16 protein-coding genes are annotated in these 16,295 nt (G+C 73.5%); 3 read left to right on the top strand and 13 right to left on the bottom strand.

All coding sequences use genetic code 11. From position 1 onward, the window contains the following. Positions 1-2: 2 nt before the first annotated feature. From OO63_RS08800 to OO63_RS08835, 8 genes are all read right to left on the bottom strand, one after another. Positions 3-1,595, bottom strand: a complete 1,593-nt coding sequence (locus OO63_RS08800; protein ID WP_031192321.1) for a hypothetical protein — start codon at positions 1,593-1,595, stop codon at positions 3-5. Between the two features lie 93 nt (positions 1,596-1,688). Next, positions 1,689-1,883: a hypothetical protein gene (locus tag OO63_RS08805; protein WP_031192322.1), complete on the bottom strand. Its 195-nt coding sequence runs from the start codon at positions 1,881-1,883 to the stop codon at positions 1,689-1,691. Between the two features lie 127 nt (positions 1,884-2,010). Continuing rightward, positions 2,011-2,916 (bottom strand): phosphatidylinositol-specific phospholipase C/glycerophosphodiester phosphodiesterase family protein, encoded by a 906-nt coding sequence (locus tag OO63_RS08810; RefSeq protein ID WP_031192323.1) that lies wholly within the window; start codon positions 2,914-2,916, stop codon positions 2,011-2,013. A gap of 132 nt (positions 2,917-3,048) precedes the next feature. Further along, entirely contained in the window at positions 3,049-4,131 is a 1,083-nt protein-coding gene (locus OO63_RS08815) for a 2-hydroxyacid dehydrogenase (RefSeq protein ID WP_051810666.1), read from the bottom strand. 42 nt (positions 4,132-4,173) lie between these two features. Further along, the gene (locus tag OO63_RS08820) at positions 4,174-4,788 is read right to left on the bottom strand and encodes a histidine phosphatase family protein (RefSeq protein ID WP_030363925.1); all 615 of its coding nucleotides are present in this window, start codon (positions 4,786-4,788) and stop codon (positions 4,174-4,176) included. Further along, positions 4,785-6,380: an FGGY-family carbohydrate kinase gene (locus OO63_RS08825; protein WP_051810667.1), complete on the bottom strand. Its 1,596-nt coding sequence runs from the start codon at positions 6,378-6,380 to the stop codon at positions 4,785-4,787. Before OO63_RS08825 ends, OO63_RS08820 begins: the two co-directional genes overlap by 4 nt. Positions 6,381-6,408: 28 nt before the next feature. Beyond that, entirely contained in the window at positions 6,409-7,947 is a 1,539-nt protein-coding gene (locus OO63_RS08830; RefSeq protein ID WP_031192326.1) for an FGGY-family carbohydrate kinase, read from the bottom strand. Positions 7,948-7,952: 5 nt separating this feature from the next. Beyond that, on the bottom strand, positions 7,953-9,257 hold the full coding sequence (locus OO63_RS08835) for an MFS transporter (protein ID WP_031192327.1): 1,305 nt from the start codon (positions 9,255-9,257) through the stop codon (positions 7,953-7,955). Between the two features lie 271 nt (positions 9,258-9,528). On the opposite strand from OO63_RS08835, the gene OO63_RS08840 reads away from it, so the two are divergent. Continuing rightward, the gene (locus tag OO63_RS08840; RefSeq protein ID WP_031192328.1) at positions 9,529-10,332 is read left to right on the top strand and encodes a DeoR/GlpR family DNA-binding transcription regulator; all 804 of its coding nucleotides are present in this window, start codon (positions 9,529-9,531) and stop codon (positions 10,330-10,332) included. A gap of 22 nt (positions 10,333-10,354) precedes the next feature. On the opposite strand, the gene OO63_RS08845 is transcribed toward OO63_RS08840, so the two are convergent. Then, entirely contained in the window at positions 10,355-11,002 is a 648-nt protein-coding gene (locus OO63_RS08845; RefSeq protein ID WP_033263953.1) for a TetR/AcrR family transcriptional regulator, read from the bottom strand. 112 nt (positions 11,003-11,114) lie between these two features. Here OO63_RS08845 and OO63_RS08850 point away from each other — a divergent pair, with 112 nt between their 5' ends. Then, complete coding sequence (locus OO63_RS08850; protein ID WP_234335427.1) at positions 11,115-12,008, top strand: acyl-CoA thioesterase; 894 nt, start codon at positions 11,115-11,117, stop codon at positions 12,006-12,008. A 45-nt stretch (positions 12,009-12,053) separates the two neighbouring features. Continuing rightward, positions 12,054-12,590 (top strand): GNAT family N-acetyltransferase, encoded by a 537-nt coding sequence (locus OO63_RS08855; protein ID WP_031192331.1) that lies wholly within the window; start codon positions 12,054-12,056, stop codon positions 12,588-12,590. A gap of 67 nt (positions 12,591-12,657) precedes the next feature. Here the strand turns inward: OO63_RS08855 and OO63_RS08860 are convergent, their stop codons facing one another. From OO63_RS08860 to OO63_RS08875, 4 genes are read right to left on the bottom strand one after another with little or no spacing between them, the layout of a single operon-like run. Continuing rightward, on the bottom strand, positions 12,658-13,317 hold the full coding sequence (locus OO63_RS08860) for an ABC transporter ATP-binding protein (RefSeq protein WP_030363802.1): 660 nt from the start codon (positions 13,315-13,317) through the stop codon (positions 12,658-12,660). After that, positions 13,310-14,350, bottom strand: a complete 1,041-nt coding sequence (locus OO63_RS08865; protein WP_397622203.1) for an ABC transporter ATP-binding protein — start codon at positions 14,348-14,350, stop codon at positions 13,310-13,312. Before OO63_RS08865 ends, OO63_RS08860 begins: the two co-directional genes overlap by 8 nt. 35 nt (positions 14,351-14,385) lie before the next feature. Continuing rightward, positions 14,386-15,324: an ABC transporter permease gene (locus OO63_RS08870; RefSeq protein WP_051810668.1), complete on the bottom strand. Its 939-nt coding sequence runs from the start codon at positions 15,322-15,324 to the stop codon at positions 14,386-14,388. Next, positions 15,317-16,282, bottom strand: a complete 966-nt coding sequence (locus OO63_RS08875; protein WP_031192334.1) for an ABC transporter permease — start codon at positions 16,280-16,282, stop codon at positions 15,317-15,319. Before OO63_RS08875 ends, OO63_RS08870 begins: the two co-directional genes overlap by 8 nt. Positions 16,283-16,295: the final 13 nt, after the last annotated feature.

The raw sequence follows: 16,295 nt of genomic DNA on the forward strand, positions 1-16,295 counted from the left end.
GGTCACGGGGACGCGTCCCGCACCGCCACCAGGCCGTTGAACACCCCGACGTACGCCGTCCCGTCCGGGCCGAGCGTCACGGGCGCCCAGTTGTTGTCGTACGCGACGCCCGTGCCGGTGAGCCGCTTCCAGCGGGGCTCGCCGGTGCGGAAGTCGACGGCGGTGAGGTACCAGGCGTCGATGCCGAGGCGGTGGGGCTCCTTCGTGTAGAAGTACAGCAGCCCGTTCGTGGTCGACAGCTTGGGGACGGTGGACGGCGAGCGCACGGGGCTCTCCCACACGGTGTCGCAGCCGCTGCCGTCCGCGCGCACGTCGATCCGGCTGACGCCGCCGACGACGCTGCGGCCGAAGGTCAGGGAAGTGATGTTCTCGTAGCCGTAGTTGTTCTCGACGACGAGGCTGTCGCCGTGGCTGATCAGGGAGTTGTCGGTGGTCGACGCGCCGGAGCCGAACACGGGGACCTCGCAGACCAGTCGGCGGTCCTCGGGCACGTCGGGGTCGCGGCGGTAGACGAGGACGTGCATGCGGTCGTCGGCGTTGTCGGTGATGGCCACGTAGTCCTCGTCGGTGCCGAAGAGGTCGGGCGTGGTGCCCGAACCCTGGTTCACCGAGCCGGGTTTGGTGCCGGTGCCGCGGTCGTAGGTCTGGCGCCAGAGGACCTTCGGGGTGCCGTCGGCGGCCGCCTCGAAGCTGTACAGGGCGTGGTCGGAGACGATCGACACGCCGTCCTCGGCGACGGAGAAGGAGTTCTGGATCTCCTCGCCGCCGAGCCGCACGGAGCGGATCGCGCCGCTGTCGGGGTCGACGGTGCCGACGCGGCCCTGCCGGGTCACCCACCAGATCCGGCCGTCCCAGTCGGGCATGACGGAGGTGACCGGGTCGCAGGTACCGCTCGGGTACAGGTTCGTCCACGACACGCAGTCGTGCGGGACGTGCGCGGTCAGGTCCCAGTCGTCCTCGACGACGAACCGCCGGCTGCCGTCGGGGGCCTGCTCGTGCGCGAGCCGCACGATGTGCTGCCGGGAGTCGGCGAGGACGAGCCGGTCCTCGTCGTCGAGGTAGGAGTAGGCGCCGCCCGACGTGTCCTTGAAGATCTTCGAGAAGTCGAGCCGGGTGATCGCCTCGACGGTGGAGGGGCGCTGCGGCAGCTTGTACTCGGCGAGGGTGCGCAGGGTCCCCGGGTCGAGCAGCTTCACGAGGAATCCGGAGAACGTGCCGCAGACGGTGACGATCCGCCCGTCCTTGTCGAAGGTGACGGTCGCGCACTCCCCGCCGAGCGCCGCCATCTTCTCGCTGGTCACCCGCGGTTGGTGGCCGAGCGGGCCGTTCCAGGGGTAGGTGCCGCTGCCCGCGGCGTCGGCGTGCATGCCGCTGCGGCCGTTGGCGGCGAGGTGGGGGTGCTGCGGCGGCGGGTCACCGGGGACCGGGCGGGCCGTGGCGGGCTGCCCGGTGTACTGGTCGACGAGCCGGTGGCCGGGGGCGTTGGGGATCTCGTCGGCATGGGCCTCAGCGGCGAGGACCGGCAGGACGGCCGCCGTCAGAGCGAGGCACAGCGCGAGGGCCCGGCCGCGGTTACTTCGGGTAAGGCGTGGCATGGCCCGAAGCTAGGGCCGACTCCTTGAAGTGTCCATGTACGTACGGGAGTTGTTCACGCGGCCGAAACGATCACGCCGGAGCGGCCGGAACCCTCAGGGATGAATACCGCTGACGATGTCCGCCGTCGCGTTCATGCCGTTGTGGATCGTGGGCGCCACGCTGGTGCTCGCGAGATAGAAGCCGAGCAGGCCGCAGATCACGGCGTGCGACACCTTCATCCGGCCGTGGCGCAGGACGACCACGGCCAGGATCAGGAGCAGCAGCCCCACGGAAATCGAAACGGCCATCACGGACCTCCTCCGCCACGCCGGAATCACTGCTTTCGGCGGCAAGTGTGGCGTAGCGGAGGGTTTGTCCGGGTGAGATGTGTGTCCGCCGGACGGGTGGTTCCGCGGGCGAGCGGGTGCGGGGCCGTTACCTTCCGCGCGCGTCCAGGAACCGCTGGAGCCCGGCGAGGTCGTCGGTGTTGAGGTGGTCGACACCGGCGGCGAGCAGTTCGCCCCACACCGCCTCGCGCTGCGGTCCCGCCAGGTCGGGGGTGGCCCAGAAGCGGACGCGCTGCCCGCGCTTGTGGGCGGTGGAGACGATGCCCCGGAGCTTCTGCCGCTCGGCGGGCGGGATCGGTCCTACGCCCTGCCAGGTGAAGTTGAGCGACCAGTTGTCGCTGATGAGCGGGATGAACGAGGCGGGCGCCGCGCTGCCGAGGTCGGCGAGACGGCCGTCGTAGAAGGCACGCCGGACCCGCTGGGCCTCCATCGGCACCCGGGCCGCGCGGTCGCCGGAGATCACGGCGGTCACGGCGGAGCGGCGGACCTTGCCGTGCGCGTACGTGGTGAACAGGTGCCGGTAGCGGCGCAGACGCAGGTCCAGTTCGCGGTAGGTCGACGCGCCCTCGGTCTTGATGTCGATGAGGAGCTGGAACTCACCGTGCCAACGCCGGTACACCGAACCGTGGTTCTTGCGGACGCGGGCCGCCAGCGGGTCGAGGTAGAGCGATTCCAGGGTGCGGTTCGGGTCCAGGTCCTCCGGGTCGTGGGCGACCAGGAGCTTGCCGCCGACGAGGAAGATGTCGGCCTCGACGCTGGTGAAGCGGTGGTCGAGGGCGTCCAGGAGGGGGCGGGGGTGCTCGTAGTCGTTGTGCGCGTGGGCCTGGGCGAGGGGGCGGGGGCGCGGGTGACGGGCCGCGGCGGCGGGCTCGGTGGCGGGGAGCCCGCCGGACGGGGAGCCGTCGGCGGCGTGGGCGAGTTGGGGCGCGGCGACCGCGGTCGCGAAGGCGGCGCCGAGGGTGCCCAGGGCTCTGCGACGGGTGAAGGGGGCCATGAGGGGTCTCTCCCGGGGTCACGTGGGGACGGGGACGGGTCCGGCGGTGGCCGGAGCCTCAGTGAGTATGAGGCTCCGGGCGCCGCAGGAAACCCCCATGGCCTGGGAGTTGGCGTTATCGACCCCGTGTGTTCACCGGGTCCGGTCCACCGTGACCTCCGGGTTGGCGCAGTGGGCCAGGGGCTCGCCGCGCAGGTAGCGGCCGACTTCCGCCGCGACGATGCGGGCCGCCTTGTGGGCGACCTCCTGGCTGGCGCCCGCGATGTGGGGGGTCATGACGATGCCGGGGGTGGACAGGAGGCGGGAGTCGGCGGGGACGGGCTCCTGCGGGTAGACGTCGAAGCCCGCTCCGGCGAGGCGGCCGCTGTCCAGGGCGTCGCACACGGCGTCGTAGTCGAGGAGCGCGCCGCGGGCGCAGTTCACCAGGACCGAGCCGCGCGGCATCCGGGCGATCTGCTCGGCGCCGATCATGCCCTTGGTCTCCTCGGTCACGCGGGCGTGGAGGGAGACGATGCGCGAGCGGGACAGGAGTTCGTCGAGCGTGACCTGCTCGGCGACCCCGGCGAGCGCCTCCGGGGACACGTACGGGTCGTGGACGAGCACCTCGGCGCCCATCGCCACCAGGATCCGCGCGACCCGGCTGCCGATGGCGCCGTACCCGATCAGGCCGACGGTCGCGCCCTCGATCTCGATGCCGCAGTTGTCGTAGTCGTAGTAGTCGCCTCGCCACACCCCGAGCCGCAGGTCGGTGTGCGTGTCGCCGACGCCGCGCGCCGCCGCGAGGAGCAGCGTGAGGGTGTGTTCGGCGGTGGCGACGGCGTTGCGCCCCGGGGCGTAGCAGACGGCGACGCCGTGCCGGGTCGCGGCCTCCAGGTTGGCGTTGACGGGTCCGCCCCGGCTGACGCACATCAGCTTGAGGTCGGGGCAGGCCGCGAGGACGCGTTCGGTCAGCGGCGCCATCTGCGTCACGCACACCTCGACCCCGGCGAGCGCCGCGATCAGCTCGTCCTCGGTCCCGGACGCCTCGATGACCTCGCCGACCGGCCCGAAGGGCGTGTGCGGCCAGGGCAGGGTGAGTTCGCGGACCGTCGCGGCGCCGTCGGTGGCCCGGCGGACCTCCTCGCCGAGCAGGCGCGGCAGGACGAAGTGGTCGCCCGCGGCCAGGACGGTGAGGCCGCCGATACCAGTGGGGTCGGTAGGGCCGGTGGTGCTCATGAGGGCTTCTTTCTGTGCGTACGAGGGGAAGGGGTGCCCCGGTCAGTGCGCGGGGTGCGCGGGCGCGTTGAAGCGCAGGAGCGACGACTGCCCGTCGCGCACGCGCAGTTCGGTGAGGGAGCCGTTGTCCATGTGCGGGAACACCCTGCGGTACTCGCTCAGGGGGATGCCGAGCTGATCGCAGAGGGTCAGGCGCAGCAGCGTCGAGTGGGCGACGACGAGCACGCGCCCTGCGGGGAAGGCGGCGGCGATGTCGGCGAGGCAGGCGCTCGCGCGTGCGGCGGCCTCGCGCGGGTCCTCGCCGTCGGGCAGGTGGTGGGCGACGGGGTCGTCGAGGAACGCGTCCAGCTCGCCGGGGAAGCGGTCGCGCATCTCGGCCCGGGTGAGGCCCTCGCCGCGGCCGAAGTCGACCTCGCTGAGCCGCTCGTCGACGCGCGGCGTCAGGCCGAGCGCCTCCCCCGCGGGTGCCGCCGTCAGGCGCGCCCGCGACAGCGGCGAGCTGAACACCGCGTCGATGCTCTGCCCGGCCGCCCAGGCGGCGAGTTCGGCGGCCTGGAGGCGGCCGCGCGGGGTGAGCGCGACGTCGGTGCGGCCCGCGTAGCGGTTGCCGTCGTGCCAGACGGTCTCGCCGTGGCGTACGAGAATGACGTGGGTCACTGCGCTGTTCCTCTTGCTCGGGGGTGTTCGGTGTCCGTCGCGGCCCGTCCCGCCGCCGACTGCGGCGGTCGGTGTGCGCGTGCGCGTGCGTGCGCGGCGACCTCGGGGGCGAGCCAGCCGCGGGCGGCGAGCGCGTCGACGAAGCCGAGGTAGACGGGTGTCCAGCGGGCGGTCCGCGCCGGGTCCGGGCGGACCTCGGCGCCGGTGCGCACCATCGCGGCGGCCGCGTCCCGCACGGGCACGCCGCTCGACGTCGCCGCGAGGACCGCCATCCCGACGGCCCCTTCGGCCTGTTCGGGCACGCGCGCCGGGCGGCCGAGCACATCGGCGCGCAGCTGGTTCCAGTAGGCGTTGCGCGCGCCGCCGCCCGTGAAGGTCAGCGGCCCGTCGACGGGTGCGCCGATGCGGTCCAGGTAGTCGAGGCACAGCCGCTCCACGCAGGCCACGCCGAGCAGGTACGCGTGGAAGCGCCCCGCTTCGCCGCGCGGTGTGCCGAGGACGAAGGGCGTGGCGTCCGCCGCCCGGAACGGGAAGCGTTCGCCGCCGCTCGACACCAGGGGGTACGCGACCGCGTCCCCGTCCAGGGCGACACCGGCCGCCGTGAGCCGCGCGAGGTCCGCCCCCGGGAACTCCCGCGCGAGCACGCCCGCGCCGCTGCTGGACGCCCCGCCCGGCAGCCAGGTCCCGCCGGGGCCGCGGTGGCAGTAGACGACGCCGCCCGGGTCGCGCACGAGGTGCGGGCTGCTGCCCTTGAGCACGAGCGTGGTGCCGAGCACCGCGTTCCAGGCGCCGGGCGTCAGGGCGCCCGCGCCGATCTGCGCGGCGCAGCCGTCCGTCATCCCGGCGACGATCGCGGTCCCCTCGGGGATGCCGGTGGCCTCGGCGGCCGCCGCGCACACGGTGCCGAGCACGCTGCCGGGCCGGACCACGTCGGGCAGCAGCCGGGCGGGCACGCCGAGCGCGGCGAACTCCTCGGCGGGCCAGCGTTCGTCGACCAGGTGGTAGCCGGTCTTCAGGGCGTGGCTGGCGTCGGTCGCGACCTGACGCCCGGCCAGGCGCCAGGTGACGAGGTCGGGCTGGTGCAGCACACGGACGTCCGGGCCCGCGGCCGACTCCGCGTGTTCGAGGAGCCACAGGAGCTTGGGCAGCGCCCAGGACGCCTGCATGGAGCGGTAGCCGAGCGCGCCCCAGACGGCGCCGCCGACGGCGTTGGCGCGGGCGGCCTGGTCGGCGGCGCGCCCGTCGTCGTACATCAGGCCCGGCGTCAGCGGGACGCCCCGGCCGTCGGCGAGCAGGAGGGTGCCGGAGGTGGCGTCGAGGGCGAGGCCCCGGACGCGGGCGGGGTCGTCGAGCGCGGCCGTCGCCTCCCGGCAGGCGGCGGTGAGCGCCGTCCACCACTCCTCGGGGTCCTGCTCGTGCCGGACCCCGTCGCGGCGGCTGGTCAGCGGCCGGGACGCGGCGGCGAGGACGGTGCCCGCGGAGTCGACGGCGACACAGCGGGCGCTCTGGGTGCCGAGGTCGAGCCCGAGCCAGACGGCTTCGGGCGCCAGCCCGGCGGGGTCACGGGGCGGACGGGGGGCGGGGTCAGGCACGGGGGGCTCCTTCGGTCGCGGTACGGGATCAGGCCGGCGCGGTGCGGGATCCGGGTGGTGCGGTACGGGATCCGGGGGCCGCCGCCGTCCATCCGGCGTCGCGCGCGAGCGTCCGCCAGCGCAGGAACTCCTCGTAAAGACCGGCGTAGAACTGGGCGCGGTTCGGGTCGGGCTCCCAACTGGTGCGCATCCGCACGTACTTGGCGGCGGCGCTGTGCATGCTGGACTCGGCGCCGGTGAGCACGAGCCCGGTGAGGAAGGCGCCCTTGGCGCCGAGTTCGGTGTCGCCCGAGCGGGCCGTGGGCACGCCGGTGGCGTCCGCGATGAGGCGGCACCAGTCGTCGTTGTTGGCGCCGCCGCCGCACAGCCTCAGCTCGGTCACGGTCGTGCGGGACGCGGCGAGCGAGTCGCGGACGACGAGGGAGAGGCCGTCGAAGACGGCGCGGGCGAGGTCGGCCGGGGTGTGCTCCAGGGACAGGCCCCAGAAGGCGCCGCGGGCGCGCGGGTCGAGGAACGGCGCGCGCTCACCGGCCGGGGACAGATACGGCAGGAACATCAGGCCGTTCGCTCCGGGCGGCGCGGAGAACGCCGACTCGCCGAGCTGCGGCGGTCCTTCGAGCTGGAGGGTGCGCGCGGCCCAGGACAGCACCTCGACGCCGCTGAGGGTCGGGAAGGCGCGCAGGACCCGTTCACGGCCCCGGTAGGCGATGTTGATGCCGGACGGCTCCCCGGTGGCGTCGACGTCCTTGCGGACGATCTCCGTGCACAGTGTCGTGCCGAGGATGCCGCACGCCTGGCCGGGGTTGACGACGCCGACGCCGCGCGCGGTGGAGGCGATGTCGTAGGGAGCCATCACCACGGGGAGGCCCGGCTGCACGCCGAGTTGGGCGGCCGCGTCGACGGTGATCTCGGCGATCCGCTCGTCCTCGCCGAGTACCTTGGGCAGCAGACGCGCGTGCGCGGCGAGCCCGAACAGGTCCACGATCCCGGGGTCGTAGTCGCCGGTGGCGTGGTCGAGGAACGGCGCGGAGGCGTCGGACTCGTCGATCGCCGTCACGCCGGTGAGGTGGTGGAAGAGCCAGCCCGCCGCGGTCAGGCAGGCGCTGGAGCGGGCGAGGCGGTCCGGGTCGTGGGTGTCGAGCCAGCTGATCACGGCGTTCGGCATGCCGCTGCACGTCAGCGAGCCGTTGCGGCGGAACGCCTCCTCCAGGACGCCCGCACGCTCCCAGCGCGTGAGGAGGTCGCCGGCGCGCCCGTCGGACCACAGGATCGCGGGCCCGGTGGGCCGCCCCGCCGCGTCCACGAGCCAGGCGCCGTCGCCCTGCGCGGTGAACGTCACCAGCCAGACGGGGTCGGCGGGGCCGGGCCGTTCGGCGAGGGCGGACAGGGCGGTGCGGACGGTGTAGACGACCGCGTTCCACACCGTGTCCATGTCCTGCTCGGCCCAGCCCGGGTGGCGGCGCTGCACCTCGGTCTCCAGCCGGGAGACGGCGAGTTCGCCGCCCTGGTCGTCGAAGACGACCGACTTGATCATGGTGGTGCCGACGTCGATGGCGAGTACCGACATGGTGGTCACAGACCCTTCGTGGCGGGGGTGGCGACGGCGTGCGCGACGGTGCTTGGTGCGGGACCGCTGTCCGCGGCCGTGGTCCTCAGTACGAGGGTGAGGGCGGCGCTCACCGCGTGGAACCCCGCGAAGATCCAGACGACGCCGCCCACGCCGAGCGGCCCCCGGAAGATGCTGACGACCAGCGGCCCGACGAACGTGGAGGCACCGGCCCCGAGGTTCAGGGCGGCCATGGCCTGCCCCTTGTGGGCGGGCGCGATGGCGGTCATGAGGGCGGACAGCGGCACGTATCCGGAGAGGGTGGCGCCGTACAGCACGGCGACCAGGACACACAGCGCGTACTGCGCGCCGGCCGCCGCCGGGACGTAGTACAGGAGCAGCGTCGAGACCGTGCAGCCGACGCCGCCGCACCACGCGACCGTCGCGCGCCAGCCGACCTTGTCCCCGACGACGCCGAACAGCAGGTTCGTGACGATGTTCGTGGCGAACATGATGGCGAGCAGTCTGAGCCACTGGGCGTCGGAAAGCCCGACCTCGTGCATGAACCACGCCGGAAGCATCACCAGAAAGCCGAACTGCGAGGCGGTGTTGAGCATCCGCACCACGGCCCCGGCGCCCACCCGCGGCTCCCGTACCAGGATGGTGAGGCTGCCGACGAGCCCGGCCAGGGGGCTCTCCCCCGCCGGGGCGAGCCGCGCGGCCCCGGTGGGTTCCCGCACCAGGAGCAACGCGAGCAGCCCGCCGACCACCACCACGCCGAGCGCGGCCCACAGGGTGCCGCGCTCCCCCACCCTCGGGATGAGCAGGCTCGCGGTGAGCGAGCCGAGCGTCGGCAGGCCCGCGGAGAACGCCGACCAGAACCAGCCCATCGCGCTGCCCATCTGCTTCGGCGGCGCGACGGCGGCGATCCAGACGAGGAACGCGTACGCGAACAAGGGATAGGCGAGGCCGCGCAGGCCGTAGCCGAGCAGGAGCAGCGGGTACGCCTTGCTGGGGACGGCCACCGCGAGGAAGAAGACGTGGGTGACCACGAAGGCGCCGAGGCCGAGCCACATCACACGGCGGGGACCCCACAGGTCGGAGAGCGCGGCGGACAGCCATCCGGCGACGGCGCCCGTCACGCCGTACACGGTGAACACCATCGCGACCTGCGACGACGGGATGCCGAGGTCCTCCAGGTACGGCGAGAGGAAACCGGCCTCGATGCCGACGCCCGTCATGAAGACGAGCAGGCCGAGGTAGCCCCAGGAGAGGGGCTGCGGGACACCGGCGCGTGTGAAGAGCGAACGCGGCGCGGGGCTGTTCGTCATCGAAGCTCCCCTGGGGGCGTGGTCTTGGCGGGGTCCGTCCGGCCCTCGGGCAGGTCGGCCCCGACTGGGCTGGAGAGAGCAAACAACTGGCCGAAAAGGCACGTCAAACAGTTCGCGAATCCTCACGCGGGGTGGGTGACGGGCCGCGTGAGATGGCGTGCGGCACCCGCGTGCGCGGCCGGTCGAGCCGGTAATCGCGCTCCCGTGCCGAGTGATGTACGTGAGATCATCACTCGGAGACTTCACATCGATGCATCGGGAAGGCAGAGCCATGACCGAGGCCGAAGGCGGTGCGGCGGACCGCGTCGAGGTGCGCGAGCAGCGCAGGCGCCGCATCCGGGACCTGGTGGTCGCGGGCGGCTTCGTGCGGGCCGCGGACCTGGCCGACGACTTCGACGTCAGCCTGATGACCGTCCACCGCGACCTGGACTTCCTCCAGTCGCAGGGCTGGCTGCGCAAGGTGCGCGGCGGGGCGACGGCGCTGCCGTCGGCGCAGTTCCACGGCAGCGTCGCCGAGCGCATGACGACGATGGCGCAGACGAAACAGCGGCTGGCGCGCGCCGCGGCCCGGCTCCTCGTCCCCGGCCAGACGGTCCTCCTCGACGACAGCACGACCTGCCTGCACCTGACCCGCGAACTGACGGAGCACACCCCGCTCACGGTCCTCACGAACTCACTGCCCGCGATCACGGCGCTCGCCAAGGAGCCCGGCGTCTCCCTCATCGCGCTCGGCGGCGCCTACTTCCCCGCGTACGACGCGTTCATGGGCCTGCACACGGCCGACAGCGTGGCGGCGTTCCGCGCGGATGTCCTCTTCATGTCGACGACGGCGGTGACCCGCGGCCGCTGCTATCACACGTCACCGGAGACGGTGCAGGTCAAGCGGGCGATGATGGCGGCGGCCACGCGCCGCGTCCTGCTCGCCGACCACACCAAGTTCACCCGCGACGGCCTGTACGCGCTCGCGCCGCTCACCGACTTCGACGTGGTGGTCGTGGACGACGGGCTCGCGCGGGAGGAGGTGCGGGCGATGCGGGCGCGGGGGACGGAGGTGATGGTGGTGGAGCGGGGCTGAGGGCGCCGGCGGTGCCGAGTCTTCAGTCGTGCCGCGCGGGCACCGCGTCCAGGACCAGGTTCATCGTGGCGAGGAAGCTCTCGCGCGTGAACCCGACGGGGTGGATGCGGCGGCCGTAGTGCGCCAGCGCGGGGAAGTCCGCCGGGTCGGCGCCCAGCGTGATCACCTGGAAGGCCTCCCGCCTCCGCTTCTGCTCGGCCGGACCGGAGGACTGCCTGGCCGCGTGCGCGGAGATCAGGGACACGGACAGGGTCAGCAGCCGGTCGTTCCACTCGGGGATCAGTTCCTCGGGCACTCCGGCGTCGCTGAGTGCCTGCAGGGTCTCCTCGATCACCAGCCGGCTGCCGGGCCCGCTGCCCGGATAGTGGCCGGCGTCCTTCGCCAACTGCGGCAGCGCGGCGTACGCGTCCCATGAGCGCAGGATCAGATCGACGAGCCGCGCACGCCAGGTCCCCCGCCGTCGGTAGCCGTGCATGGCCTGGACCAGGACGTGGTCCACGATCGCGAGCATCAGCTCGGTGCGATTGCGGAAGTGCCGGTACAGGCTGGAGGAGTCGGTGCCCAGTTCGGCGGCCAGCTTGCGCATGCTGAAGGACTCGTCCCTCTCGGAGCCGGAAAGCAGCTCCACGGCGGCATCCAAAATGGTCTGTCTACTCCACCGCTGACGCATGACCGCAGCTTAATGGCAGCGGAGCCGAGCGGAGTGAGTGCTCCGCCGAACCGCGAGAGCAGTGTTGCACGCACCGTTGCACGCGGTGCGTGCATGACGTTCAATGGATCCTGTGACAGACCACCACGAGCAGGTTGCCGACGGACCGTCCCACGCCGCACCCCTGACCGAGGACACCTTTCCCCACCACCAGCAGGTGGTGCAGCGGTTCGGCGACCTCGCACCGGACGGCACGATCAGCACGGTGGCGCTGTCGCGACTGTTCGAGCATCCACGGGTCGGTCTGCGCCTCCCGCGATTCGGCAAGCTCACGGCCGGCGGCGGGTTCACGCCCTACCAGATCCTGTTCGTCAGCCAGCGCGTCGAGCGGCTGACGGCGTTCGGCAGGGTCGGCTCGACCGTCCGGGTCGGCACCGGTGTCCGCGCGACCGGACGGTCCTCGTACACCTACGGTCAAGGGATGTTCGTCGACGAGCGCCTCGTCGCCACGGCCGAGGCCACCGTCGTCCTCGCCGACGGTTCCGGGCCGATCGCCCTGCCGGACGAACTGCTCGCCGACCTCGCCGGGTTGCGACTGCCGGGCACCGGTGCGCCAGCCGCGTCGAAACCCGAACCGCGCCGCCGCGAGCGGCAGTACTACCCGGCCACCGCCACCGTCCACAGCCGCGTCGGTGACGTCGACGTCAACCGGCACGTCAACTACATCGCCCAACTCGGCTGGTACGACGAGGCGATCGCGTCCCACGCGCACCGCCTGCTGGGAGACGACGCCGCGAGGAAACTCCCGCGCTACCTCCCCTGGCGCTACCACGTGAACTACCTCGGCGAAGTCCTGCACCCCCGCTCCTACGACATCGGGATCGCCGTCACCGGACACGACGAGCACACCGTGCGGTACGAACTGGGCCTGTTCGACGGCGGACAGTGCCTGGGGACCGCCGACGCGGCCGCACCACGCGGCGGGCTTTCCGCCGCCGCACTGGCCGACGGCCGGCTCACGAGCTGACCCCTCGGCTGACCAGGACGACCGGCAGTGATCCACAATGGCCGGATGGTCACCCTTGAGACTCCCCGTCTGATCCTGCGGCGTTGGCGCGACGAGGACGTCGCGCCCATGGCTGCCGTCAACGCCGACCCCGAGGTCATGCGGTGGATCCGGGACGGCAGCGTCCGTGACGGACAGCAGACCCGCGACGGGATCCGGGCCTGGGAGAGCGAGTGGGAGTCACGGGGCTTCGGCCTGTTCGCCGTGGAGATACGGTCCACCGGCGAGCTGGCCGGCTTCACCGGCCTTTCGGTGCCGCACTTCTTGCCGGAGGTACTGCCGGCGGTCGAGGTCGGCTGGCGCCTTGGCCGTCCGCACTGGGGGCAGGGCCTGGCCACCGAGGCCGCCGCGGCCGCCGTACGGTTCGGATTCGAAGAGCGAGGTCTCGAGCGGATCGTCAGCATCGCCCAGGTGGGCAACGACGCCTCCGAACGGATCATGGTCAAACTGGGGATGCGTCCGGTCCGTGAGACCGTCAATCCCACCAGCGGTCGGCGAGTTCGCGTGTTCGAGTTGTCGTCGGACCAGTACGGCGCTCGGTGACGGTGCCGACGAGGACGGCAGCCTCGTGGCGGACCGCGAGCCGGAGCCGGTCGGTCCCGCCGCCGCCCTACGCCCGCGTCAGCTCGTCCCAGTGCACCGTCCGGTCGCACCACCGCTCGAGGAGCACCTTGTCGTGGCCGACCGCGAGGAGGCCCGCGCCGCTGTCCGCGCGGTAGTCCTCCACCGCCGTCACCAGCGCCGCCGTCGTCGACGCGTCCAGCATCGCCGTCATCTCGTCGCAGATGAGCCAGCGCGGGCGCAGGACCAGCGCCCGGGCCAGGCAGGCGCGTTGGAGCTGGCCGTCGCTGACCTCGTGCGGGCGGCGGGTGAGCAGGTCCTCGCCGAGGCCGACGGTGCGCGCGAGGTCCCGTACGCGGTCGGGGGCTTCGGCGCCTCGTCCGGTGGCGCGCAGGGGTTCGGCGATGAGCTGCGTGAGGGTGAGGCGCGGGTCGGCGGAGAGCCGGGGCTGCTGGAAGACGACGCCGAACGCGGTGCGCTGGGCGCGCGGCGCGCGATGGCGCCAGCCGCGTGCGGGCTCTCCGTCGATGACGACCTCACCCCGGTCGGGCCGGTGCAGGAGTGCCGCGACGCGCGCGAGGGTCGACTTGCCGCAGCCGCTGGGGCCGAGCAGGCCGACGGACTCGCCGGGCCCGACGGTCAGGCTGACCTCGCGGACGACGGGGTCACGGCGGTCGTATCCGGCGGTCAGGGAACGCAGTTCAAGCACGGGACGCCTCCAGGGCGGCGGCGACCGGGTGGTGGCAGGCGGCGCCCGACGAAGGCTCCGCCGGGAGCACGGGCACGACCGCGCAGGCCTCGTCGGCCCGCTCGCAGCGCGCGGCGAACGCGCAGCCCTCGGGCAGCGCGGACAGCTCGGGCGGCATGCCGGGTACGGGCCTGAACTCCCGGTCGGGCAGCGCGTCGAGCAGCCCGCGCGCGTAGGGGTGGCGTGGCCCCGGGTCGCCGAAGAAGTCGGCGGCGTCGGCGATCTCGACGATGCGGCTCGCGTACATCACGGCCACGCGGTCGGCGATCCGCTCGGCCGCCGCCAGGTCATGGGTGATCATCAGCAGCGCGCGGTCGTCCCCGACGTGCCGCCGCAGTTCGTCGACGGTGCGGTCGACCAGCTCGCGGTCGAGGCCGGTGGTGGGCTCGTCCGCGAGGAGCAGAGGGGCGTCGCCGATGAGCGCGAGGGCGGTCGCGGCGCGCTGGGCGAGTCCGCCGGACAGCTCGTGCGGGTAGCGGTCGAGGTGCCCGGCGGGGAACGCGGCGCGCTCGGCGGCGGCCTCGCCCGCCTCACGCAGCGCGGGCCGGCGCACACCCGTCAGCTCCCGCAGCGTCTCCTCCAGCTGGGAGCGCACGGTGCGGACGGGGGTCAGATGCGCGGCCGGGCTCTGCGGTACGAGGCCGACGCGCCGCCCGCGCACGGTGCGGGCGAGGGTGCGCTCGTCGGCGGTGAGCAGGTCGGTGCCGTCGCCGAGGAGCGCGGCCCCGGCCGTCTGGGCGTTCTCGGGCAGCAGGCCGAGCAGCGCGGAGGCCAGCACGGACTTGCCGCACCCGCTCTCGCCGACGAGCGCGAGGCACTCGCCCGCGGCGAGGTCGAACCGCGCGTCGGTGACGGCGGCCACGTGGGCGCCGCCGCGCATGCGGAAGCGGACGGAGAGGCCGCGTACAGAGAGGACGGGCGGGGGCGCCGCCACGGCGGCGGCATCGGCATCGGCATCGGCATCCACAGCAGTGACAGGCTCGGCCTCGGTCACGGCCGGCTCGGCCTCGGCCCCGGTGGGCGACCCACTCACAGCATCAGCTCCGATCGGCGGCGCGGGTTGATCCGGTCGCGCCAGGCGCCCGCGAGGCCCGCGATGGCGAGGGTCGGCACGATGATGAACAGGCCGGGGAAGAGCGTGGGCCACCAGTCGCCGGCCAGGAGGGAGCTGCGGGCGCCCTGGACGAGGGTGCCGAGGCTGGCCTGGTGGGTGGGCAGGCCGAGGCCGAGGAAGGACAGGGCGGACTCGTGCCAGATGGCGTGCGGGACCATGAGAACGGCGGCGAGCCCGGCCTGAGGCAGGACGCCGGGGAGCAGGTGCCGCACGGTCACGCGCCAGCGGGACGCGCCGCCGGAGATGGCGGCGTCGATGTAGGGCCGCGAGCGCAGCGAGAGGACCTCGGCGCGCACGATGCGGGCCGTGGACAGCCAGTGTGTGAGGGCCACGGAGATCACGACGGGCCAGACGCCGGGCCGGAACATCGCCACGATGAAGATGCCGAGCAGCAGGTGCGGCACGGACGAGAAGACGTCCACGAGCCGCATGACGACGCGGTCCACCCAGCCGCCGGACGCGGCGGCGAGCGCGCCCACGGCGGTGCCGATGACGGTGGCCACGACGGCGGCGACCACACCGACGAGCAGCGAGACACGCAGCCCGTACACGCACCGCAGGAGCAGGTCGCGGCCCACGTCGTCGGTGCCGAAGGGGTGCTCCAGGGACGGCGGCAGGAGCTTGTCGGCGAGGTGCACGGCCTGTTCGTCGAGGTCGACGAGGGGCGGCACGATCAGCACGGCGAGGACGACGGCCGCGACGATCGCGGCGGAGCTCCAGACCCGCCACGCGCGGGTGGAGCGGGACGCCCTGCGGGTACCCGCGGCGGCGCGGCCGGTCGCGGAGCGCCAGGTGACCTGGGCGGCGGCGTCGGCCTTCGACACCTCGGCCTGCGGACTGCGGGTGTCAGCCATCGAATCCCACCCTCGGGTCGGCGAGCCCGTACAGCAGGTCCGCGAGGAGGTTGCCGAGCAGGACCGCGACGGTGGCGAGCGCGGTCAGGGCGGCGAGCAGGGGGAAGTCCACGGAGGTGGCGGCCTGCACGGTCGCGGCGGCGATGCCGGGCCAGCTGAAGACGGTCTCGACGAGGAGCGCGCCGGTGATGAGCTCGGGCACGCGGGAGCCGACGAGGGTGAGCACGGGCAGCATGCCGGAGCGGAAGGCGTGCTTGAGGAGCACGGTCCGCTCGGCGAGGCCGCGCGCGCGGGCGCCCCGGACGGGGTCGTCGCCGAGCGCGTCGCCGACACCCTGGCGTACGTACAGGACGAACCAGGGAAGCTGGGAGACGGCGAGGACGGCGGCGGGCAGGACGAGATGGTGGGTGACCTGCCCGGCCGTCACCACCGTGCTGGAGGTGTCGGTGAGACCGCCCGCGGGCAGCACGCCCAGCTTGAGGGCGAAGAACCACACGGCGAGCAGGCCTAGCCAGAACGGCGGCGCGGCCTCCAGGGTGTACGCGAGCGAGGTCACGCACCGGTCGAGCCAGCCGCCGGGGCGGCGTGCGGCGAGCACGCCGAGGGCCGAGCCGAGCAGGATCGCGAGGACGAAGGCGGTCGCGGCGAGGAGCACCGACCAGCCGATGCGTTCACCGATGGCGTCGGCGACGGGCTGGCGCAGCGTGTGGGAGTCCCCGAAGTCGCCCCGGAGGGCGGCGGTCAGCCAGTCCCACCAGCGCTCGACCAGCGGCTTGTCGACGCCGAGGTTGGCGCGCAGCTGGTCGAGGTTCTCCTGGGACGCGGTGAGTCCGGCCGTGCCCGCGTACGCCTTGACGGGGTCGAAGGGCGAGGCCTCGGCGACGGCGAAGACGCCGAAGGTGACGATGAGCAGGACGGGGACGGCGAACACCGCCCGCCGTCCCGCGAGCCGCGCCATCGGGCCCCAGGGC

It is taken from the genome of Streptomyces alboflavus (assembly GCF_000716675.1).
GTDB classification, from domain to species: domain Bacteria; phylum Actinomycetota; class Actinomycetes; order Streptomycetales; family Streptomycetaceae; genus Streptomyces; species Streptomyces alboflavus.